The sequence below is a fragment of the Mesorhizobium sp. M1227 genome, assembly GCF_040318315.1.
Classification (GTDB): Bacteria; Pseudomonadota; Alphaproteobacteria; order Rhizobiales; family Rhizobiaceae; genus Mesorhizobium.
Genome location: NZ_JAMYLZ010000007.1, coordinates 56,522 through 77,970 on the forward strand (window position 1 = coordinate 56,522; position 21,449 = coordinate 77,970).

Below are 21,449 nucleotides of genomic sequence, written 5' to 3' on the forward strand. Positions count from 1 at the left end.
ATGAATTTCGATCCGCGTTACTCCGGACGCAATTTCACCTCTGTCGGCACGCGTCCCATCCGTCCCGACGGCGTCGACAAGGTGACGGGCCGCGCACGTTATGGCGCCGACTTCAACATGGCCGGGCAACTGGTCGGGCGCGTTCTCAGAAGCCCCCATGCGCATGCCACGATCAGGAAGATCGACACGTCGAAGGCGGAGAAGCTCGCCGGCGTCAAGGCCGTGATCACCGCGGCCGACCTGCCCGACCTCACCGACGGCGATGCCGCCATGTACGACATCCTCGACAACTGCATGGCGCGCAAGAAAGCGCTCTATGACGGCCATGCCGTGGCCGCGGTGGCTGCGGTCGATGCCCGCACGGCGAGGCAGGCACTGAAGCTGATCGAGGTCGACTACGAGGTGCTGCCGCATGTCACCGACGTCGACGAGGCGATGAAGCACTCCGCACCTCTGGTCAACGACGCCATCTTCACCGAGGGCCTCGAGCAAAAGCCCCTCAAGCCTTCCAATGTCACCAAGCGCACCCAGTACGGCCATGGCGACATCCATGTAGGTTTCGGCCAGGCCGACTTCGTTGTCGAACGCTCCTTCAAGACCGAGCAGACGCACCAGGGTTATATCGAGCCGCATGCCTGCGTGGCCAATGTCAGCTCCGACGGCACCGCCGACCTGTGGGTCTGTACGCAAGGCCATTTTGTCTACCGCCAACACTGCGCCCAACTGCTTGGCATGGAAGCCTCGAAGCTGCGCGTCACCTCCTCGGAGATCGGCGGCGGTTTCGGCGGCAAGACCCATGTCTGGGCCGAGCCGGTGGCACTGGCGCTGTCACGCAAGGCCGGGCGGCCGGTCAAGCTGGTCATGACGCGCGACGAGGTGTTCCGCGCCTCCGGCCCGACCAGCGCCACCTCGATCGACGTTCGGATCGGCGCCCGCAAGGACGGCACCATCACGGCGGCCGAGGCGACGCTGCGCTATAGCTGCGGCCCCTATGCCGGCACGTGGGCCGAGATCGGCGCCATGACGGCCTTTGCCTGCTACAAGCTCGAGAACGTCAGGACGGTCGGCTACGAAGTGCTGGTCAACCGGCCCAAGACCGCGGCCTATCGCGCGCCGTCGGCTCCGATGGCGGCGTTTGCGGTGGAAAGTGCGGTCGACGAGCTGGCCAAGGAGATCGGCATGGACCCCGTCGAGTTCCGGATCAGGAACGCGGCGCAGGAAGGCACCAGATCGTCCTATGGACCGGTATACGGCCCGATCGGCATCGGGCCGACGCTGGAGGCGGTGAAGAACCATCCGCACATGAAGGCGCCGCTCGGCAAGAACCAGGGCCGCGGCATGGCCTGCGGCTTCTGGTTCAATTTCGGTGGCCAGACCTGCACCGACCTCAACATCGGCATGGACGGCTCGGTCTCGCTTGCCGTCGGCACGGTCGATGTGGGTGGTTCCCGCGCGTCGCTGTCGCTGGTCGCGGCGGAGGAGCTCGGCATCCCCTATGAGCAGGTCAAGGCGGTGGTCGCCGATACCTCCAGCCTCGGCTACAACGACATGACGGACGGCAGCCGCGGCACCTTCTCCTCCTCCATGGCGACGATCTCGGCCGCCCGCAACGCCATCAAGGTGTTGCGGGAACGCGCCGCACAGATGTGGGACATTCCCGTCGACGACGTGGTCTGGGAAAAGGGCCACGCGATTGCCAAGGGCGAGAAATACGGCAACCTTGCAGCATTGTCGCTGAAGGAGATCGCAGCCGCGTCAGGGAAGACGGGGGGACCGATTGCAGGCCATAGCGAGCTCGTCGCCGACGGCGCCGGCGTCTCCTTCGCCACCCATATCTGCGATATCGAGGTCGATCCCGAGACCGGCTCCACCAGGGTGCTGCGCTATACCGTCGTTCAGGACGCCGGCAAGGCGGTGCATCCGACCTATGTCGAGGGGCAATACCAGGGCGGTGCCGCACAAGGCATCGGCTGGGCGCTCAACGAGGAGTATATCTACGGCAAGGACGGGCGGCTGCAGAACCCTGGCTTCCTCGATTACCGGATCCCGGTCTGCTCGGACCTGCCGATGATCGACACGCAGATCCTCGAGATCCCCAATCCCAACCATCCCTACGGGGTACGCGGCGTCGGCGAGACCTCGATCGTGCCGCCGCTGGCGGCGATCGCCAATGCGGTGTCGAACGCCGCGGGCGTGCGCATGACCCATATCCCGATGTCGCCGCCGCGCATCCTGGCGGCGATCGAGGCGGAACGGGGAGGCTGATGGTCGAAGTAACGCTCTGGGGGTCGCTCGGCGCGATCGCCGGAGGCAAGAGCAAGGTCGAAATCGAGGCGAAGGATATTCGGGAGCTGTTCAGGAAACTGGCTGAACAGTATCCCGGCCTCGAGCCATACATCGATCGCGGCATCGCCGTCGCCATCGACGGGACGATCTATCGCGACACCTGGTCGAAGGAACTGCCGGAAGGGGCGGAGATATTCCTGCTGCCGCGCCTTGCCGGGGGGTGAGTTGGGCTCGAGCTCAAGCCGCGCTCCGTGCGGCCAATGCTCGTTTGTGAATTCGCGGCCTAGCAAGTCTATCGCAACCTAACATCTACAGTGGAATTGCGGTCACTTCTTTGGCCGTTCGGATCACGAACATCGTGTGGTACCGCGCGACGTTGCTTCGGTCTCGGAACAGTCGCTCGCACAGCGCATCGAACTCTTCCATATCCGTCAGGCGGAGCATGAGGACGGCGTCGGTTTCGCCGCTTACACTGTGGGCCTGAGTGACGGCCGGTTCCTGGGCGGCCAACTCGAGAAAGTCCCGCATATACTGCTCACCATGACGCTCCAGTTCGACGGTGACGATCGCCTTCAAGCCCCGGCCAGCCTTTGCCGGTGCGAGAAGCGCGACAACGCGGCTGATGACACCGCTTTTCTTCAGTCGTCGTATGCGGCGCAGGCAGCTCGAAGGGGAAAGCCCGACTAACCCCGCCAATTTGGCGTTAGTTCGTGAGGCATCATCCTGGAGCAGGTTGAGAAGCCTTCTGTCGATCTTGTCCATGTCGGTCGCGCTCAGCGTCGGTGCGTTGCAATTTTATTGCACGGAATCGCAAACTTTGACCACAAATGCGAAGCGTCTCACGCTACTCAGATGGCTCCAGGGATGATGGAGCAGCATGATGGCAATTTGCGCCGCCTTCTATCGCAAGACATTGGAGACGCTTGAAATCTATTGGGAACTGGTTCGCGTGATCGTTCCGATTGCGATTGCCACGCGGCTGCTGCAGGACCTTGGCGTCATCCAGGCGATTTCTCCGTTCTTCTCCCCGCTCATGTTGCAGGTGGGGTTGCCACCTGAACTCGCCTTTGCCTGGCTGACGGGATTGCTGGTCGGGATCTGGGGCGCGCTTGTGATCGTATTCACCTTGGTTCCGGTTTCGGCGCTCAGCACTGCCGACATGACGGTTCTTTCGGCTCTCTTGCTGTTTGCACATGCCATTCCGATCGAGCAACGGATCATTCAGAGGGCCGGGCCGAGCTTCCTGGTCACCGCGGCGCTTCGTATTGGCGGGGGTTTGGTCTTTGCTGTCCTTCTGCATCAGATATTCGCCGTAACCGGATGGCTGTCAGGATCGGTGAAGCCGGCGTGGATGCCGACGAATGAAAGCACCGACTGGGGCGGCTTTCTCCTGGGTACGCTCAAAACCCTGGGCATCATGCTCGTTGTTCTGCTTGCGCTGAGCTGGGTGATCGAGCTTCTCAAGATGTCGGGCATTTTGGAGTGGATGAACAGAGGGCTTGCACCGCTCTTTCGGCTCGCCGGCATCGAAAAGCAGACGGTACCTTTCGCCGCTGTTGGCCTGTTTCTCGGGATTTCCTATGGCGCAGGACTGCTGATCCGCGAGGCGCGCACGCCTAGCGCGGAGCCGCGTCAGATATTCCTTGCCTGCGTGTTCATGGGTTTTGCCCATAGCCTCATTGAGGATACGTTGGTCGTTGTCACACTTGGCGCCGATGTCACGAGCGTGCTTCTCGGTCGCCTGGCGTTTGCCGTGCTCGCGACCGCCGTGATCGCAAAAGTAATCAAGGCGGTTCCCGACGCTCTTTTCTTCAAGACACTCTTCCACAAGGAAGGAGACAGTCGGCGCAATCGGATTTCGGAGCCGGCGATTAGCGGGCCGTTGACGTGCCCTCCTTACGCAGCAGCCGACATGTGTGTCGCATCGCTATCGGGACAGGACGCGGCTACCCCTCGCCCGACAGATCGCGCCGCGCCTTGTCGAGTTCTTCGGCATAGCGCCGCATCAGGTGGCCTTCCGTCAGCAGACCGACCACCTCGCGGTCGGTGAAAGCCTCGACCACCGCCAATTCCTCGGCGCCGGCGCGCTGGAAGGTCTCGGCCGCCGATTGCACGTTCATGCTCGGCACCAGCACCGCATCCCTGAATTTGGCGAAGGACAGCACCGGCAACCATGCCCGCGTGATGCTGCGGCGATAAAGCCCATCTTCACCTCGGGGAACTGCGTTGACGTAAACGTCAACCCGAAGCTATATGCGCCGGCGGCCGTCGCTGTAAAATCAGGCAAGCGGCTTCGGCCAGGTCGAAGCGCCGGCGCGCGACAAACGCAAGCAGACGAGGAGAACCGCCATGAGCGTTCAGGAGATTGCCGACAACATCAGGTCGCGCGTGGCGAGTGCCGGGTTCGATCGCTCGGTGAAATTCGACACCGGCAGCGACGGCGTCATCGTCATCGACGGCGCCGACGTCTCGACCACCGATGCGCCGGCCGATTGCACCATAAAGCTGTCGCTCGACGATCTGGACTCGCTGATATCAGGCGACCTCAACCCGACCATGGCCTTCATGTCCGGCAAGATAAAGGTCGAAGGCGACATGAGCGTCGCCATGGCGCTCAACCAGCTGATCGGCTGATCGCTTGAGGTGAAACAAGCCGCCGCACGATGGCGGCGGCTTGCTTCGAACCATCAGGCAGCGAGCGGCAGTCTCTGCGCCTTCAGTTTGCGCCCGGCCGCCTTCAGCGTGCCTTGCGCGCCGTCGAGCGCGCCGACAACCAGTTCCCGCGCCAGCAGGCGGTGCCGCTCGTAAGGCCCCGGCATGGCCAGCGAGCCGGTCTTTGCGGCCGAAAACCCGAAGCGCTCGTAATAGGGCGCGTCGCCGACCAGCAGGATCGCCGCATGGCCAAGCCGCGCGGCCTCAGCGACCGCATGGCGCATCAGCGCCGAGCCGATGCCGGCATTTTTCAGCGCCGGGTCGACCGCAAGCGGGCCGAGCAGCAGCGCTGCCGTGCCGCCCTCGCCCAGCACCACGTCCCACAGCCGCACCGTGCCGGCAACAGTGCCCGACGTATCGCGCGCGACAAAGGCAAGGCCCTCCGAAGGCCGGCGGCCGCGCCGCAGCTTTTCCGACGACTTCTTCCGCCGCTTCGGCCCCATGGCGCGATCGAGCAAAGCCTCGCGAGCCGGGACGTCGGCGGCGGTTTCGGCGACGACCGCAATCTCCCCCCTCGAGGGGGAGATGTCGCCGAAGGCGACAGAGGGGGTTGTCGCGCGTGAAGCGCCGGCCTCCATCCCCGGCAGGAGGCCGAGTCCAGTCGAACCGACCCCCTCTGGCCGCTTCGCGGCCATCTCCCCCTCGAGGGGGGAGACTCCCACGCCTTCAACGATGAGATCTGCAATGTTCATTTCCGCGATCCTTCACAAGCGGATTGTTCCACAGGCGAGCCCGGGCGGGCGATAGGCGCCCACCGGGGATGATCTGAGCAACTCTTGCGAGCCCTCAGATCACGTAGGATCGGAGAGGCTCGAAGCCGTTGAAGGCGACAGAGGCGTAGGTCGTCGTGTAGGCGCCGGTGCCCTCGATCAGCACCTCGTCGCCGATGGTCAGCGACAGGGGCAGCGGGTACGGCGTCTTTTCGTACATCACGTCGGCCGAATCGCAGGTCGGGCCGGCGAGCACGCAAGGCGCGGTCTCGCTGCCGTCGTGCGCGGTGACGATCGGATAGCGGATCGCCTCGTCCATCGTCTCGGCAAGACCGCCGAACTTGCCGATGTCGAGGAACACCCAGCGCACATTGTCGTTGTCGGCCTTCTTCGAGATCAGCACGACCTCCGACTTGATGACGCCGGCATTGCCGACCATGCCGCGGCCCGGCTCGATGATCGTCTCGGGGATCGCGTTGCCGAAATGCTTCCTGAGCGCCGAGAAGATCGCCTGGCCATAGGCCTGCGCCACCGGCACATCCCTGAGATAGCGGGTCGGGAAACCACCGCCCATATTGACCATCTTCAGCACGATGCCTTCGTCGGCCAGCGTCGCGAACACCTTCTTGGCGTCTGCCAGCGCGCGGTCCCAGGCGGTCAGGTCGGTCTGCTGCGAGCCGACATGGAACGACACGCCATGGGCGTCGAGACCGAGCGCCCTGGCATGGCGCAGCACGTCGACCGCCATCGCCGGCACACAGCCGAACTTGCGCGACAGCGGCCATTCGGCGCCCTCGCCGTCGGTCAGGACGCGGCAGAACACACGGGCGCCGGGAGCGACGCGGGCGATCTTCTCGACCTCCTCGACGCAGTCCACCGCAAACAGCCGGATGCCGAGCTGGTAGGCGCGCTGGATGTCGCGCTCCTTCTTGATGGTGTTGCCGAAGGAGATGCGGTCCGCCGGCGCACCGGCGTCCATCGCAATCTCGACTTCGGCAACGGAAGCGGTGTCGAAGGACGAGCCCATCGCAGCAAGCAGGCGCAGGATTTCCGGCGCCGGATTTGCTTTCACCGCATAGTAGATCTTGGAATCGGGAAGCGCCTTCTCGAAAGCACGGAAATTGTCGCGCACGACATCGAGGTCGACGACGAGGCACGGGCCGTTCGGACGTCGGGTGGCGAGAAAGTCAAGGATGCGCTGGGTAGCCATCGGGTCTCTCCATCAGCGCCTTGCGGCGCGCACAAAGGCTTGCGGACGCGGGCTCTCGGCCTCGCGAACACGCGGTGGACAAAGGCGGGACGTCAAATCCATGGAACCAGCCGGTGGAGACCCCGGAACCATGAAGCGCCGTCTCGCGGCGGTGAACCTTGGCCTTGCCCGGCCTCGGTTCGCTTTGTCTGCCTTGGCTTGGATGGGAGACCCGTCCGCACTGCCGGCAATGAAGGTGTGCCTCTTCAGTAACCCCGGTCTTTGGACGACCGGCAGAACACCAGAAAGGCCCGCACCGTCGTTGCTTCAAGGTGTCCTCGGTTGGCGGTTGGCCGCTAAACCGACTGGAGGGGTTGGCTCCAGTTACCTTACCGATTGCCCTCACCATTCGAGGATCGGCGGACACCCACAGGCACGTGCGACTTTGGGCAAGCGCGATATAAGATCGAAAGATTTCACAATCAATAAAAATCGTATGGCAGGTTGTAAAATTTGTGGCATCGAACAATGCTGCGGCACCAGAAGAACAATGCTGCGACAGGCACATCCGGATATCGAACGCATGACAGGCACTCGCGGCCCGCTGAACGCTTTTCTCGATCTTGATCAAGTCCCTGTTACCAATGCGCAATCCGGCCCGCTTGCCGGCTTGCGGCTGGCCGTCAAGGATATCTTCGACGTCGCCGGCTACCGCACCGGTTGCGGCAATCCGCAGAAATACCGCGAAGCCTCGCCGGCCATGGCGGCCGCGCCGGCCGTCCAGGCGCTGCTTGATTCGGGCGCCCGCTTCGTCGGCAAGACGCAGACCGACGAACTCGCATTTTCCCTGTTCGGGCTGAACGCGCATTTCCCGTCGCCCGTCAACCCGGCAGCACCCGACCGCGTCACCGGCGGCTCGTCCTCCGGTTCTGCCGCGGCAGTCGCCGGCGGGCTGGCCGACATTGCAACCGGATCGGACACCGGCGGCTCGATCCGAGCGCCGGCAAGCTTCTGCGGCCTGATCGGCCTCAGGACGACGCATGGCCGCATCCCGCTCGACGGCACCATGCCGCTGGCGCCTTCGCTGGACACGTTCGGCTGGTTCGCAAGCGACATCGTCATCTACGAAAAGGTCGGCACGGCGCTGCTCGGCGACGATCCGCATTCCCACGAACTGAGACGCCCCGTCACTCTCGCTGCGCTGGACGGCCTCGTGCTCGGCCCGCACGAGGCCGACGAATATCGCGCCATGCTCCGCAGTGTCGCTTCGGTGCTGGGCGCACCGCGCAGCGTCGGCCCGCTGTCGCATTCGACCGACGATCTCTATTGGTGCTTCCGCAAGCTGCAAGGCTATGAAGCCTGGCAAAGTCACGGCGCCTGGATCGCCGGCGGCGACCGCATGCTGGGACCCGGTGTCAAGGAGCGTTTCGAGCACGGCGCGACAATCGACGCGGCAACCGCGCAATGTGAAACGGAACGTCGCGTTTCGTTTCGCCTCGAACTGGCCGGCCTGCTTGGCGACGACGGCGTTCTTGTGCTTCCGACCGCTCCTGGTGCCGCGCCGCTCAAGGCCGCGTCATTCGACGATTTGCAGACCTATCGCGAGCGGGCGCTGAGACTGCTCTGCCTTTCCGGCCTGTCCGGCTTTCCGCAAATCACGCTGCCGCTCGGCAAGACCGGCGGGGCGCCGTTCGGCCTTTCGCTGCTCGGTCCGAAGAACAGCGACCGGCAGTTGATTGCGCTGGCCGCCCGCATCCTTTCGGCCCACCAAGGAGGCGCATGACATGGATACGCTGACCCGCATGCGCGCCTTCATCGACGTGGTCGAGGCCGAAGGATTTTCGGCGGCGGCGCGCAAGATCGGCCGCTCGAAGGCGCTATTGTCGAAATATGTGCGCGAGCTGGAGGACGAGCTCGGCGCGCTGCTGCTCAACCGCACCACCAGGCAGTTTTCCCTGACCGAGGCCGGCCACACCTATTACCGGCGCGCCTCGGAGATCGTGCGCGAGGTCGACAGCCTTGCCGATGCGGTGCGCGAATCCTCCGGCGACGTGCGCGGCAGGATCAAGCTATCGGCGCCGCGCACCTTTGCCGACGCGCCGATCGGCCAATCGCTGATCGACTTCGCCAAGCAGCATCCCGACATCGTGCTCGACATCCATCTCGACGACCGCTTCGTCGATCTGGTCGAAGAGGGTTTCGATCTGGCAGTGCGCATTTCGCGGCTGGAAAATTCCTCACTGATCGCCAGACGCCTGGCGCCATTTTCGGTACGGCTTTGCGCGTCTCCTGAACTGATCGCCAGGCACGGCATGCCGGTCAGGCCGCAAGACCTTGCCCGCGTGCCTTGCATCATCGACACCAATGGGCGCTGGCTCACCAACTGGCCGTTCAAAGGCGACAGCGGCGATACGGTGAGCGTTTCGGTTTCCGGCCCGATCGAGGTCAACAGCCCGATGGCGGCAAGGGCCGCTGCCGTGGCTGGATTGGGATTTTCCGTCCTGCCGGATTTCATCGCCGCGCCCGACATCGAAAGCGGCAAGCTGCTGACTGCGCTGGATGACCGCATTCTGCCCGGCGGCGGCATTTTTGCCGTCTATCCGCACCGGCGCTATCTGCCTGCAAAAGTTCGCGTTTTCGTCGACTTCCTGGTGCAGTGGTTCAAGACGCTGGACAACGCATGAGCTTTCAGCCGCGTTGCGGTCCCATTTTCGCCCGCTTTCTGGTAACTGTCGGCAATTCACCGAAGCCGATTGAATCGCGACCGAGAATGCACCTGAAACGGCAAGCAATCATGCTGGCTTCGGCCTTGACCGCGACGTTTGCCGCCGTCGGACCGGCTGAGGTGCATCCCCACGTCTTCGCCGAAGCCCGCCTCGAAGTGGTCCTCGGCCCGGATCACCAAACTGTGAAGGCATTGCGCCATGTCTGGCGCTTCGACGATTTGTTTTCGAGCACGGTGATGATGGAGTTCGACAAGAATTCCGACCTGAAACTCGACGACAAGGAGCTGAAGGATGTCGCCGACACCGTCCATGCCTCGCTTGCCGAATTCAACTATTTCCAGCTCGTCACCGTCGACGGCAAGGACGTGGCAATGACCCCGCCGCCGCATTTGATGGCCAATTTCGACAATGACCAGTTGATCATCCTGTTTGAATCTGAACCGAAGGTACCGATCAAACTGAGCGGCAAGATAGATATCGGCGTCTACGACCCGACCTTCTACACCGCGATCGATTTCACCGAGGATGCCAATCTGCAGGTCGATGGGTTGCCGCCGACCTGCACCAGCAAGGTTGTCCGCCCGAACCCGGACGAGGCGATCGCCCAGAACCAGAAGACCCTGACCGAGGCCTTCTTCAACGATCCGACAGGCACCGACATGAGCAAGATCTTCGCCACCAAGCTTGAACTGACCTGTCAGCCGGAAGGATAGATCCAGTGACCAAACCGTCCCTGCGTTTGGCATTCGGTCTTCTGGCCGCCGCCCTTGTGATGACGCACTTTCTCGGCTCCGCCCACGCCCAGAGTTCACTCGGCATCGGCACCAATGACGGCATGGCTCCAACCGCCACCGGCCCGTTCGCCCACATCCTGATGTGGATCAATCTGCGCCAGCAGGAATTCTATCATGCGCTTGCCGGCGCGATGAAGGCGATGCGCCAGGACGGCAGCAAGTTGTGGCTGCTCATCGGCCTGTCCTTTGCCTATGGCATTTTCCACGCCGCCGGCCCCGGTCACGGCAAGGCGGTGATCTCTTCCTACATGGTGGCCAATGAAGTGGCGCTCCGGCGCGGCATCATGCTGTCCTTCGTCTCGGCCCTGCTGCAGGCGCTGACCGCGATCGTGGTGATGCTGGTCGCCTATTTCTTGCTGCGCGGCACTGCCGTCTCGATGACAGACGCCGCATGGTTCCTTGAAATCATGAGCTATGTCTTCGTCACTCTGTTCGGCGCCTGGCTGCTGTGGCGCAAGGCCGGCCCGGCCATCCTTCGCCTGTTCGGCGCAAATCCGGGCTACAGCCTCTCGGCTGCCCATGCCGGCCATTCACATGCCGGCCATTCACATTCCGCGCATGCCCATGCGGCACATTCCCACGCGCTTGATGCGCATGACCACCACGATCATGCGCATGACCACGGCGCCCACGACCACGCCCATGCTGCGCACGATCACCACAGCCATGCGGCGGGCGAGGTCTGCGAGACCTGCGGGCACTCGCATGCCCCCGACCCGGCGCTGCTTTCCGGTGATCGCTTCGATTGGCGCACGGCCTGGTCGGCGGTGGCCGCCGTCGGCATCCGCCCCTGTTCCGGCGCGCTGATCGTGCTGAGCTTCGCCTTGCTGAATGGGCTGTGGTTCGGCGGCATCCTTTCGGTGCTGGCCATGGCGCTCGGCACCGCAATCACCGTCTCGGCCCTGGCGACGCTTGCGGTGACCGCCAAGAACTGGGCGGTGTATTTCGCCGGCGACGGCCGCATGGGCAACCGTATCCATTCCTTCGTCGAGATCGGCGGCGCCGCCTTCGTCTTCCTGTTCGGCCTGCTGCTGCTTTCGGCCAGCCTGACTGGCGCCTGACCTCGTTGCGTCCGATCGGGGCGCTTTAACTAGGGATATTGCCTCCCAACTCGTCCTCGATATGGACGCGGATGATCTCGTCGAAGCTCGTTTCGGCGGCAAAGCCAAGCTCCCTCGAGCGCCGCGCCTCGAAGCGCGTCGGCCAGCCCTTGACGATCGCCCAGATCGTCTCGTCGGGCTCCTCGCGGATCAGTTTCACCGCCTTGGCGCCGGCGACACGTTCCAGCGCTTCGATCTGTTCGCCGACGGTGACGGCGACGCCCGGCATCGTCAGGTTGCGGCGCGGGCCGACGGCACTGCCGTCGATCTGAGCCGCATGGATCAGGAAATTCACCGCCGAACGCGGGCTGGCGTGTGTGTGGACGACAGAGCGCGGCACCGGCAGGATCGCTTCATGGCCGCTCAGCGGCTCGCGGATGATACCGGAGAAGAACCCTGAGGCCGCCTTGTTCGGCTTTCCCGGCCTGACGCAGATGGTCGGCAGCCTGATGCCGATGCCGTCGAAGAAACCGCGGCGCGTATAGTCGGCAAGCAGCGCCTCGTCAATCAGCTTCTGCGTGCCGTAGGAGGTCAGCGGCGTCGGGTGGAACTCGTCCGGAATGATGTCGGGAAACGGTGCGCCGAACACGGCGATCGACGAGGTGAAGACGACGCGTGGCGTATAGGCGGCCAAGCGGATGGCATCGAACAGCGCCCTTGTGCCGTCGAGATTGACGCGATAGCCGAGATCGAAATTGGCCTCCGCCTCGCCCGACACCACGCCGGCGAGATGGAAGATCACGTCGGGGCGCGGCGCGACCAGATTTGCGGTCGCTCCCGGTGCGGCAAGGTCGCCGGTGTGGAGGGTAATGCTGACACCTTCGAGCACCGGCGCTTGCGGCGGCACGATATCGTGAAGATCGAGCGCGGCGATCTTGCGGCCGCCGAGCGTCCCGTCCTTGGCCAACCTGGCGATGAGTTTGCGGCCGACCATGCCTGCCGCGCCGGTAATCAGAATGCGCATGTCACTTTCCCTTTTTGCGCTGGCTGCGGCTACGCAGCCAGAACACGACGAAGATTGCCACCATGAAGATCGCCGCGACGACACCGGCAAGCACCGTCGAGACCCTGCCGACCGCCAGCATCACTGTTGGAAGATAATAGGCTGCGATGCCGAACAGCAGCAAAACCCAAGCGGCGCCGATCGCCGCATTGCGGGTGTCGCGGTCCATCACGCGGCGCCAGGATGGCGAGAGTTCATGTCGATCGTTGCCAATGCCCAGAACTCCCGAAGTCAGTGATAATGGCCGCGGTGCGGTGCCGTGTCATGCGCATGCTCGTGCTCGTCATCATGCTCATGTCTGTCCGCACATTGGCCGAATTCCGGTTCGACCGTGGCATGGGCTATGCCATGTTCCGCCGCAAGCCGCTTCTTGATCGCGCTTACCGCCATATGCGCGTCGACGCCGTCATTGAGGCAGGCATGCAATGTCGCCATGTTGCTGGAGCCGTCGAGCGACCAGACGTGCATGTGATGCACCTCGCGCACGCCCTTGATTGTCGCCTCGATGTCCCTGGCGATCAGGTCGCGGTCGAGGCTTGCCGGCACGCCTTCGAGCAGGACGTGGGCGGCTTCGCGCATCAGCGACCAGGCCGTGGACAGGATCAGCAGCGCGACAAGCACCGACAGGATCGGATCGATGGGCGTCCAGCCCGTCGCCAGGATCACCAGCGCCGCCACGATCGCCGCGGCCGAGCCGAGCAGGTCGCCGAGCACATGCAGGATGGCGCCGCGCATGTTCAGGCTGCCGCGGTCGCCGCCATGCAGCACGAAGAAAGAGCCGATATTGATCGCAAGGCCGGCGATGGCAACGACCAGCATCGGCCCGCCGAGCACGGGCTCAGGCGTCAGCAAACGCCCCCAGGCCTCGTAGACGATCCACAGCGCAATGGCGAAGATGGCGATGCCGTTGGTATAGGCGACCAGTGTCTTGACCCGGCCGAAACCATAGGTGAGGCGCACGGTTGCCGGCCGGCCCGCGAGATGGAAGGCATACCAAGCAAGGCCGAGCGCAATGCAATCGGCAAGCATGTGGCCGGCATCCGCCAGCAGCGCCAGCGATCCCGTCAAGAGACCGCCAAGCGTTTCGACGACCATGAAGCCGGCGGTCAGGCAGGCCGCGATCAGCACGCGCTTCTTGTCGGTCGAGCCGTGCACATGCCCGGCACCGTGACTGTGGTCGTGGCCCTGCGCAGCGTGGTCGTGGGTATGCGCCATCTATAGCCCCTGCTAGAGCCTGATCTATCCCGGCAGACTCGGGATGGAGGCTCTGTCTTCTCGTTTGACCATAATCCTATCCGAAAACCGGATACCACTTTTCGGGAGCATGGTCAGGCGCCGAACTCGGCGCGAAAATCCTCGAGCCGCCGCTTCTGCTGGCCATCGCTGTCGAAATTGGCCGGATCGAGCCACGCTTCATAGGCTCTGCGCAGATCAGGCCATTCCTTGTCGATGATCGAATACCACGCGGTATCGCGGTTTTCGCCCTTGACCACAAGATGCTGACGGAAAATGCCCTCGAACTTGAAGCCGAAACGTTCCGCCGCGCGCTTCGACGGCTCGTTGCGATTGTTGCATTTCCATTCGTAGCGGCGGTAGCCAAGCTCGTCGAAGACATACTTCATGAACAGGAACTGCGCTTCCGTCGCCGCCGGCTTTCGCGAGATCAACGGGCCCCAATAGATGTTGCCGATCTCGATGACGCCGTAGGCGGCGTCGATGCGCATCAGCGTCTGGCGCCCGGCGACCTTGCCGCTGGCCTTGTCGATGACTGTGAAGAACAGCGGGTCCTCGCTGGCTTCTGCCTTGTCCAGCCACGGCTGGAAGGCGGCACGGCTCTCCGGCGGGTAGTCTGGCAGCCAGGCGAAGCGGCCGCCGGCATCGGCCACCGACGAGGCCTCGAACAGGCCGTCGCCGTGTTTTTCGGCGTTGAGCGGCTCCAGCCTGACAGTTCGCCCCTCCAGCACCTTGCGTTCGGGCCGCGGGCGCGGTTGCCAATTCTTGAGATTTTCCGACACCGAAAACTCCAATCCGTTTGACTTTTGCGGGCGGACGCTCACAAAAACGCACGCTCGCTGAAAGAACCACACGGACGGGAAAAATGCTCCACACGATTTCGGCCTTCGACCGCCTCGGCGAGGAAAATGCGTTCGCGGTGCTGGCGCGTGCCACGGCACTTGCCCACCAGGGCCGCGACATTGTCAATCTCGGCATCGGCCAGCCCGACTTCAAGACGCCGCAGCACATCGTCGAGGCCGCGATCAAGGCGCTGCGCGATGGCCATCACGGCTATACGCCGGCCAACGGCCTGCTGGCGACGCGCGAAGCGGTGGTCCGCCGCACGCTGGCCACCACCGGCGTCGAAGTCTCGCCCGAAGCGGTGATGATCCTGCCCGGCGGCAAGCCGACCATGTTCGCGGCCATCCTGATGTTCGGCGAGCCGGGCGCCGAAATCCTCTATCCCGATCCCGGCTTTCCGATCTACCGCTCGATGATCGAGTTCACCGGTGCTGCCCCCATCCCGGTGCCGATGCGCGAGGAGAACGGCTTTGCCTTTTCGGCTGCGGAGACCTTGGCGCTGATCACGCCGAAGACCAGGCTGCTGATCCTCAACTCGCCGGCCAATCCGACCGGCGGCGTCACGCCGCGCACCGAGATTGAAAAGCTGGTCAAGGGGCTGCAAGCGCACCCGGACGTCGCCATCCTCTCCGACGAGATCTACGACGTGATGACCTATGACGGCGAGACGCACTGTTCGCTGCTCGCCTTCCCCGAAATCCGTGATCGGCTGATCGTGCTCAACGGCTGGTCGAAGACCTGGGCGATGACCGGCTGGCGCATGGGCTGGTCGATCTGGCCGAACGGCGACAAGGGCGCGCATCTCTATGACAAGGTGCGCAAGCTGGCGGTCAATTGCTGGTCCTGCGTCAACGCGCCGAGCCAGTATGCCGGCATTGCCGCCATCGACGGCCCGCAGGACGATGTCGACAAGATGATGCGCGCCTTCGACCGCCGCAGGAAGGTCGTGGTCGAAGGGTTGAATGCCTTGCCCGGCGTTTCCTGCATTACGCCGAAAGGCGCCTTCTATGCCTTCCCCAATGTTTCCAAGACCGGCTGGAAGGCCAAGAAGCTCGCCTCGGCGCTGCTCGAGGATGCCGGCGTGGCGCTGATCGGCGGCCCCGATTTCGGCATTCTCGGCGAAGGCTATGTCAGGCTGTCCTACGCCAATTCCGAGGAGAACATCCTGCGCGCGCTGGAGCGGATCGAGGCGTTCCTGGCGAAGTGAGGACGACGAAAGGAGAAGCCAGATGTTCTATGCCATTCTTGCCTATCACGAGGAAGAAGCGATTACGGCACTGACGCCTGAGCAGGATGCGGCGCTGATGACCGATCTTCTCCAGATCAACGATCGGCTCTACCGGCAAGGCACCCTTGGGCCGGCGGCCCGGCTCGGCGCGACACAAGACGCCTGCACCTTGCGCGGGCCAGGCACCGGAATGGTTATCGACGGCCCTTTCGCCGAGACCAAGGAACAATTGCTGGGGCTCTATGTCGTCGACTGCGCCAGCCGTGACGCCGCCATCGACATTGCGCGCGACCTTCGCCGCGTCAATCCGACAGCCGTCTACGAAATCCGCCCGATTTCGCTCTATCTTCCCGGCGTGCCGCTTCCGGTCACCCGGCCCTAGGACGTAGACTCATAGCTACGTGGCCAGATGCGGATTGCGACCAGTTTTAGGGCGGCAAGAAAGTTCTCAGCCAGCTTGTCGTAGCGCGTCGCGATGCGACGGAACTGTTTGGCTTTGTTGAAGAAGCGCTCGATCAGGTTACGGGCTTTGTATAGGAAGGGCTGAAGCAGATCGGGGCCTTGCGATAGGCTTTGGGCGGGATATTGGCCCAAGTGTTCTGGTCGGTGATGGCAGTGCGCAATGCGTTGGCATCGTAGCCCTTGTCGGCGAGCAGCATCGCACCTTCAGGCAAATCTTTGATCAAGTCCGCTGCGGAGGCAGACATTTGGCTATGAAAGTGCCGTCCAGACCACACTCTCAAGATCGGGAGAGTAGCGGGCGATGATAGCCTCTTGATCATTTTCCTGCGTAAGAATTATCTGCTTCCCAGTAGCGTCACCGAGCAATCGCATAAAGCGGTCAAGCTTCTCAACCTCGGTTTTTCCGCTGACTTGCCTTGGATCGAAGTCGAACTCAATTTCGACAGCGCTGAAGAAGTGACATGCAAGCTGGATTGGCCCGACGTAAAAAGACAGTAAGCTGCCTGTTTCGCTTTCCAGGGCCGCTTCGACGCCCAATGGCATCGACTCGATCTTGCCGGAGACACTGAAACTAGCAGGCGGGGTCCATTCGAGGAGGATGTCCCAGACGACCTGCCAATCTGCCTCAGACGTGTTCAGAACGTAGATGTCTCGCCAGGAGCCGTCCCAAGCGAAATCCGATGCTATCTGTTCCCAATTCATGCATGAACCATTCTCTATGACTGCAATTCAAGCATGACATGTGCCATGACCGCTTTCCACAAATCCCAAGCCCGCTTTCCACCTATCCCGGTCATTCCGCATTTATGAGTTTACGGCCTAGTCTAGTGCATGTCGCCCAAAGTGCGCAGCGGTTTTGGGACAACGACATGTATACAACCTGGACCGGTTGCCTACCCTCGCCCGACAAACGGCATCTTCGTCGCCATCACGGTCATGAACAGCACGTTCGCGTCGAGCGGCAGGCTGGCCATATGGAGGACGGCATCGGCGACGCGCTCGACATCCATCACCGCTTCGGCGGCAATGGTGCCGTTGGCTTGCGGCACGCCGACCGTCATCGCCTGCGCCATGTCGGTCAGCGCGTTGCCGATGTCGATCTGGCCGCAAGCAATGTCGAAGGGCCTGCCGTCCAGCGCCAGCGTCCTGGTCAGCCCGGTGATGGCGTGCTTGGTCGCCGTATAGGGCACCGAGCCCGGCCGTGGCGCATAGGCCGATACCGAGCCGTTGTTGATGATGCGGCCGCCCATCGGCTGCTGCCTGCGCATGGCGCCGAACGCGGCGCGAGCACACAGGAACGAGCCGGTGAGATTGACCCCGACGATGTCGTTCCACACGTCGACCGGGATGTCGTCGATCAAGGTCGATTTGTAGCTCGTGCCGGCATTGTTGAAGAGCAGGTCGACGCGCCCGAAAGCCGCAGCCACCGTCTCGAACAGATCGTCGACCTGATCGGCCTTGCTGATGTCGCAGGCGAAGGCCAATGCCTTGGCCTGCGTCGGCCCGGCCGCGGCGATCGCATCCTCCAGCACCGGCTTGCGGCGACCGCAGAAGACCGTATTCCAGCCGGCCTTGAGCAGCGCCGTGGCGACGCTTTTGCCGATGCCCGTGCCGGCGCCGGTGACGATGGCGGTTTTATAGTCGGTCATGGCTGTACTCCCTGAAAGGGATGAGGCATCGCAAATGACGGGAACCATGGCAAGCCGGCCCAAAGCCTGTGCTCACAAAAAGGGCGGCCGTTGGCGACCGCCCCTGATCCGAACCGGGCATGGGAGGAGGAAAACCGATCCGACTGACTGAAATCATGCGCTCACCGGATTAACGAGAAGCTAACGCCAACGGCGCCGAGCTCCGAGGCTTCCTCTTCGAGCTACCAGCGCGAGCCTGCGACCGGCTTGGCCGTGCTGCCCGCTGCCGGCACCTTCGCCGCCGTCACCGTCGCCTCGACATGGTCGACCAGCGCATCCGGCAGGCCGAGACGGCCGGCAAGCAGGTCGAGATAGCCGCGTTCGGCCCGCGTGTCCGGATCGATGGCAAGACGCGAGGCGGTGTAGAGTTCCAGCTTTTGCGCATCGGTCTTGGCCCCGGCGATCAGCACATCCAGATCGAGCGGCGCCTCCAGTTCCGACATCAGGAATTTCTCCGCTTCGGCGCCGACGCCGGCGAGGCTGAGCTTGCCGGCGATCTTCTGCCGCTCTTCGTCATCGACGTGACCGTCGGCCTTCGCCGCCGAGATCATCGCCCTGACCAGCGTCAGCGTGAATTCGTCTTCGCCCTGCGGCGCTTGCGACGGATGGAAGGCGGTATCGGCCGGCGGCGGCAGCAATTCCGGTTCGCCTGCAGCTTGCGTCTCGGCCGGCGCGTTGCCGTTCTTGTAGTTCTGGTAGGCCTTGTAGGCGAGGCCGCCGATCGCAGCCAACCCACCAAGCTTCACCGCCGCACCGGTGACCTGGCGGCCTGGGCCGGTTCCGAGCAGCACCGCGGCCAGCGCGCCGGCGGCAAGCGGATTGTCCTTGGCCATCTGCACCGCCTGCCCCGCCTTGTCGCGGACAGTCGATCCGGTGCCGGGAACTTGCGAGCCGAGCAGATCGTCGAGGAGCTTCTTGGGATCGAACATCAATGCCTCCAGAATTGGCCCGGCCGAAGGTGCGCGGGCAGGTTTGCACGTCGAAGACCTAGGTCCCGCAGTTTGACATTACAATGACGCGGCGCATCCTTTTGCCCGCTGCCACGCATGACTTCGCACCGACATCTGCTGGGATTTCACGCGGAAATTATAATGCTGCAGCCTCCATCCGCGTCAAAAAACGCGCGACGCTCTGGACATCGGACGTGTCGAAACCGCCCCCGACTTCGACTAATGTCGCGGCATGTCGCTTGAGAGGAGCCTGGCATGACCGATGAGACAGACCGCCAGCCGGCACGCGACCCCCAGGAACTGGAGCGCCTGTTGATTTCACGGCAATGGGTCGGAGACATTGACGGCATGGCCGCGCTTTTCGAGCAGCATGCCGTCATCGACAGCGGTGGCGGACAGCTGACGTTCGGCCGCGAAGCCATCCGGGGGCTGTTCGCGGAGATCACCGCAACCGGCCGAAAATTTCAGTCCGGAGATCAGCGCCCGCTGTCGTCAATGGCGACCTGGCGCTGACCTCGACCCGGCTTCCTGACGGCACCATCACCACCGAGGTCGCGCGCCGGCAGAACGACGGGACATGGCTGTGGGTCATCGATCGTTTCTCTGTTGCTTAACGTAAAGTTGCTTAACGTGAAGCTAACTTCCGATGTGGCGGTCGCCGCGCGCTTGCGCCAGCTCGACCTGGCGCTGGCGCTCGGCGTAGCGGGCGCGATCTTCGTCCGAGCGGGCATCGAAGCAATGCGGGCATGAAACGCCGGTGGCATATTGCGGCGACAGCCGGTCTTCCGCGGCTAGCGGATGCCGGCAGGCGCGGCAGAGTTCGGCCTCGCCTTCGACCAGCCCGTGCGATACCGAAACGCGCTCGTCGAAGACGAAGCATTCGCCTTGCCAGAGGCTCTGTTCGGCGGGCACGTCCTCGAGATATTTCAGAATGCCGCCCTTGAGGTGGAACACATCCTCCAAACCGAGCGACTTCACATAGGCTGTCGCTTTCTCGCAGCGAATGCCGCCGGTGCAGAACATGGCGACCTTGCGCCCGTCGAGCTCGTGCCGATGCTGCTCGACCCAGGCCGGGAATTCGCGGAAGCTGTTGGTGGCGGGATCGACAGCGCCCTTGAAGGTGCCGAGCGACACCTCGTAGGCATTGCGCGTGTCGATGACGATGGTGCCCGTATCCGAGATCAGTGCATTCCAGTCGGCCGGCGCGACATAGGTGCCTGCACCTGCCGCCGGATCGATATTCTCCACGCCCATGGTGACGATCTCGCGCTTCAACCGCACCTTCATGCGGTGGAACGGCATCGTTGCGGCGCTGCTGTATTTGATCTCGAGGCCGGCGAGACCGTCGATGGATTCGAGATGATCGATGAGCGCCGCGATTGCCGTTTCACTGCCGGCGACCGTGGCGTTGATGCCCTCACGCGCCAACAGCAGCGTGCCTTTGATGCCGCGTGCGCAGCAGAAGGCGGCGAGCGGCGCGCGCAGCGCCTCGAAGGTGTCGAGCCGGGCGAAGCGGTAAAGCGCGGCAACGCGGAAGGCTTGGCTGGGAAGTGTCATCACCAAGCCACTAGACGCTCACGACAGCCGGATCAAGGCGGAGCCGAGAGCGGTCTGATCGCGACGGGTTTCGAACACCACGCGTGACATCGCGACACGCCGCGTTTCGTGGACAGAAAAACCTCCTTCTGCTAACCGGTCGACTTGATCAACAGAGGAGAGACGACGAATGCCCAGCACGACCGAAAAGCTCCTGTCGCTCCTCAACGGCCAGCCGGTCATACCGGTGCTGAAGATCGCCAATCCCGCCGACGCGGTGCCGCTGGCCCGGGCGCTGGCCCGCGGCGGCCTGCCGGCGATCGAGATCACCCTGCGCACCGCCGACGCGCTGGAGGCGATCCGCCTGGTGGCGGGCGAGGTTGAAGACGCCGTCGTCGGCGCCGGCACCATCCTGGACGCCCGGCAGTTCGGCGAGGCGGCGGCCGCCGGTTCGAAGTTCATCGTCAGCCCCGGCATCACCCGCGAGCTTCTCGCGGCAGCCAAGGACAGCGACGTGCCGTTGCTGCCCGGCGCCATCACGCCGGGAGAGGTCATGGCCGCCCGCGAAGCCGGCCTGCGCTTTCTGAAATTCTTCCCGGCCGAACAGTCGGGCGGCATCGCTTCGCTCAAGGCTTTCGCCTCGCCGCTTGCCGACGTGAAATTCTGCCCGACCGGCGGTATCACCGGCAAGAATGCCGCGGACTACCTCAGCCTGCCCAACGTCATCTGCGTCGGCGGTTCCTGGGTGGCGCCGGACGACCTGGTCAAGGCCGGCAAATGGGACGAGATCAAAGCCTTGGCACGCGCGGCAAGCAAGCTCGGGCGCTAGCATCTTCTGCATCAAAAGCCGCCGCCGATCTGGCCGATCCGGTTCGCCGGCTGGTTCCCGCTCATGGGCTCGAACCACGATTCACGCCTTCAAAGGGCGCTGTCCTACCATTAGACGAAGCGGGAGAATGCCGACCGCTGGTTAGCATCCCTGGATGAAG

The 21,449-nt window shown here is 63.5% G+C and carries 22 protein-coding genes, 1 tRNA gene and 3 pseudogenes; 12 read left to right on the top strand and 14 right to left on the bottom strand.

The window, feature by feature from the left end; translation table 11 throughout:
* A complete protein-coding gene (locus tag NKH28_RS11920; protein WP_352539485.1) occupies window positions 1-2,265 on the top strand; it encodes a xanthine dehydrogenase family protein molybdopterin-binding subunit in 2,265 nt (754 codons plus the stop codon).
* Window positions 2,265-2,510, top strand: a complete 246-nt coding sequence (locus NKH28_RS11925; protein WP_023675441.1) for a MoaD/ThiS family protein — start codon at window positions 2,265-2,267, stop codon at window positions 2,508-2,510. Before NKH28_RS11920 ends, NKH28_RS11925 begins: the two co-directional genes overlap by 1 nt.
* An 85-nt stretch (window positions 2,511-2,595) precedes the next feature.
* Here the strand turns inward: NKH28_RS11925 and NKH28_RS11930 are convergent, their stop codons facing one another.
* Entirely contained in the window at window positions 2,596-3,048 is a 453-nt protein-coding gene (locus NKH28_RS11930) for an Lrp/AsnC family transcriptional regulator (RefSeq protein ID WP_352818097.1), read from the bottom strand.
* 655 nt (window positions 3,049-3,703) lie between these two features.
* Here NKH28_RS11930 and NKH28_RS11935 point away from each other — a divergent pair.
* Window positions 3,704-3,976: pseudogene (locus tag NKH28_RS11935) on the top strand (nucleoside recognition domain-containing protein); the annotation flags it as partial.
* A 256-nt stretch (window positions 3,977-4,232) separates the two neighbouring features.
* Here the strand turns inward: NKH28_RS11935 and NKH28_RS11940 are convergent.
* Window positions 4,233-4,433, bottom strand: a pseudogene (locus NKH28_RS11940) (chloride channel protein); the annotation flags it as partial.
* Between the two features lie 202 nt (window positions 4,434-4,635).
* Between NKH28_RS11940 and NKH28_RS11945 the strand changes: the two are divergent.
* Window positions 4,636-4,920 carry an SCP2 sterol-binding domain-containing protein gene (locus tag NKH28_RS11945; RefSeq protein ID WP_352612856.1) on the top strand — a complete coding sequence of 95 codons (285 nt, stop codon included), beginning with the start codon at window positions 4,636-4,638 and terminating at the stop codon, window positions 4,918-4,920.
* A 53-nt stretch (window positions 4,921-4,973) separates the two neighbouring features.
* Here the strand turns inward: NKH28_RS11945 and NKH28_RS11950 are convergent, their stop codons facing one another.
* Together NKH28_RS11950 and odc2 are read right to left on the bottom strand one after the other, a co-directional pair.
* Window positions 4,974-5,576, bottom strand: coding sequence for a GNAT family N-acetyltransferase (locus tag NKH28_RS11950; RefSeq protein ID WP_352979060.1), 603 nt, complete (start codon window positions 5,574-5,576; stop codon window positions 4,974-4,976).
* A 208-nt stretch (window positions 5,577-5,784) separates the two neighbouring features.
* Window positions 5,785-6,918 (bottom strand): ornithine/lysine decarboxylase, encoded by a 1,134-nt coding sequence (gene odc2 / locus NKH28_RS11955; protein WP_352978980.1) that lies wholly within the window; start codon window positions 6,916-6,918, stop codon window positions 5,785-5,787.
* A 562-nt stretch (window positions 6,919-7,480) separates the two neighbouring features.
* On the opposite strand from odc2, the gene NKH28_RS11960 reads away from it, so the two are divergent.
* From NKH28_RS11960 to NKH28_RS11975, 4 genes are all read left to right on the top strand, one after another.
* Window positions 7,481-8,680 carry an amidase gene (locus NKH28_RS11960; RefSeq protein ID WP_352978982.1) on the top strand — a complete coding sequence of 400 codons (1,200 nt, stop codon included), beginning with the start codon at window positions 7,481-7,483 and terminating at the stop codon, window positions 8,678-8,680.
* 1 nt (window position 8,681) lies between these two features.
* Window positions 8,682-9,581: a LysR family transcriptional regulator gene (locus NKH28_RS11965; protein ID WP_352469556.1), complete on the top strand. Its 900-nt coding sequence runs from the start codon at window positions 8,682-8,684 to the stop codon at window positions 9,579-9,581.
* Window positions 9,582-9,667: 86 nt separating this feature from the next.
* Window positions 9,668-10,336, top strand: a complete 669-nt coding sequence (locus tag NKH28_RS11970) for a DUF1007 family protein (RefSeq protein ID WP_352469555.1) — start codon at window positions 9,668-9,670, stop codon at window positions 10,334-10,336.
* Window positions 10,333-11,478 carry a nickel/cobalt transporter gene (locus tag NKH28_RS11975; protein ID WP_352979062.1) on the top strand — a complete coding sequence of 382 codons (1,146 nt, stop codon included), beginning with the start codon at window positions 10,333-10,335 and terminating at the stop codon, window positions 11,476-11,478. The genes NKH28_RS11970 and NKH28_RS11975 overlap by 4 nt, the downstream gene beginning before the upstream one ends.
* A 25-nt stretch (window positions 11,479-11,503) precedes the next feature.
* Here the strand turns inward: NKH28_RS11975 and denD are convergent, their stop codons facing one another.
* The 4 genes from denD to NKH28_RS11995 form a co-directional block, all read right to left on the bottom strand.
* A complete protein-coding gene (denD, locus tag NKH28_RS11980; RefSeq protein ID WP_352978983.1) occupies window positions 11,504-12,481 on the bottom strand; it encodes a D-erythronate dehydrogenase in 978 nt (325 codons plus the stop codon).
* A gap of 1 nt (window position 12,482) precedes the next feature.
* A complete protein-coding gene (locus NKH28_RS11985) occupies window positions 12,483-12,689 on the bottom strand; it encodes a hypothetical protein (protein WP_352539338.1) in 207 nt (68 codons plus the stop codon).
* A gap of 62 nt (window positions 12,690-12,751) precedes the next feature.
* The gene (locus tag NKH28_RS11990) at window positions 12,752-13,735 is read right to left on the bottom strand and encodes a cation diffusion facilitator family transporter (RefSeq protein WP_352978985.1); all 984 of its coding nucleotides are present in this window, start codon (window positions 13,733-13,735) and stop codon (window positions 12,752-12,754) included.
* A 113-nt stretch (window positions 13,736-13,848) separates the two neighbouring features.
* Window positions 13,849-14,535, bottom strand: a complete 687-nt coding sequence (locus NKH28_RS11995) for a GNAT family N-acetyltransferase (protein WP_352918228.1) — start codon at window positions 14,533-14,535, stop codon at window positions 13,849-13,851.
* An 83-nt stretch (window positions 14,536-14,618) separates the two neighbouring features.
* Between NKH28_RS11995 and NKH28_RS12000 the strand changes: the two genes are divergently transcribed.
* Both NKH28_RS12000 and NKH28_RS12005 read left to right on the top strand, forming a co-directional pair.
* Window positions 14,619-15,803, top strand: coding sequence for a pyridoxal phosphate-dependent aminotransferase (locus NKH28_RS12000; RefSeq protein WP_352494721.1), 1,185 nt, complete (start codon window positions 14,619-14,621; stop codon window positions 15,801-15,803).
* Between the two features lie 22 nt (window positions 15,804-15,825).
* Complete coding sequence (locus tag NKH28_RS12005; RefSeq protein ID WP_352837050.1) at window positions 15,826-16,206, top strand: YciI family protein; 381 nt, start codon at window positions 15,826-15,828, stop codon at window positions 16,204-16,206.
* Here the strand turns inward: NKH28_RS12005 and NKH28_RS12010 are convergent.
* The 4 genes and pseudogenes from NKH28_RS12010 to NKH28_RS12025 all read right to left on the bottom strand — a co-directional run.
* Window positions 16,203-16,510 (bottom strand): annotated as a pseudogene (locus tag NKH28_RS12010) (transposase); the annotation flags it as partial. The gene NKH28_RS12005 and the pseudogene NKH28_RS12010 overlap by 4 nt on opposite strands.
* A 25-nt stretch (window positions 16,511-16,535) precedes the next feature.
* Entirely contained in the window at window positions 16,536-16,988 is a 453-nt protein-coding gene (locus tag NKH28_RS12015) for a hypothetical protein (RefSeq protein ID WP_352448203.1), read from the bottom strand.
* A gap of 191 nt (window positions 16,989-17,179) precedes the next feature.
* Complete coding sequence (locus tag NKH28_RS12020) at window positions 17,180-17,935, bottom strand: SDR family oxidoreductase (protein ID WP_352469547.1); 756 nt, start codon at window positions 17,933-17,935, stop codon at window positions 17,180-17,182.
* Between the two features lie 221 nt (window positions 17,936-18,156).
* Window positions 18,157-18,903 carry a tellurite resistance TerB family protein gene (locus NKH28_RS12025; RefSeq protein ID WP_352488764.1) on the bottom strand — a complete coding sequence of 249 codons (747 nt, stop codon included), beginning with the start codon at window positions 18,901-18,903 and terminating at the stop codon, window positions 18,157-18,159.
* A gap of 276 nt (window positions 18,904-19,179) precedes the next feature.
* Here NKH28_RS12025 and NKH28_RS12030 point away from each other — a divergent pair, with 276 nt between their 5' ends.
* Window positions 19,180-19,437 (top strand): Cif family virulence factor, encoded by a 258-nt coding sequence (locus tag NKH28_RS12030; RefSeq protein ID WP_352978987.1) that lies wholly within the window; start codon window positions 19,180-19,182, stop codon window positions 19,435-19,437.
* Window positions 19,438-19,560: 123 nt separating this feature from the next.
* Here the strand turns inward: NKH28_RS12030 and trhO are convergent, their stop codons facing one another.
* Window positions 19,561-20,481: an oxygen-dependent tRNA uridine(34) hydroxylase TrhO gene (gene trhO, locus NKH28_RS12035; RefSeq protein WP_502899559.1), complete on the bottom strand. Its 921-nt coding sequence runs from the start codon at window positions 20,479-20,481 to the stop codon at window positions 19,561-19,563.
* A 169-nt stretch (window positions 20,482-20,650) separates the two neighbouring features.
* Here trhO and NKH28_RS12040 point away from each other — a divergent pair, with 169 nt between their 5' ends.
* Window positions 20,651-21,289 carry a 2-dehydro-3-deoxy-phosphogluconate aldolase gene (locus tag NKH28_RS12040; RefSeq protein WP_352978989.1) on the top strand — a complete coding sequence of 213 codons (639 nt, stop codon included), beginning with the start codon at window positions 20,651-20,653 and terminating at the stop codon, window positions 21,287-21,289.
* A 51-nt stretch (window positions 21,290-21,340) separates the two neighbouring features.
* Here the strand turns inward: NKH28_RS12040 and NKH28_RS12045 are convergent.
* Window positions 21,341-21,414: transfer RNA gene (locus tag NKH28_RS12045), tRNA-Gln, on the bottom strand.
* Window positions 21,415-21,449 lie beyond the last annotated feature (35 nt).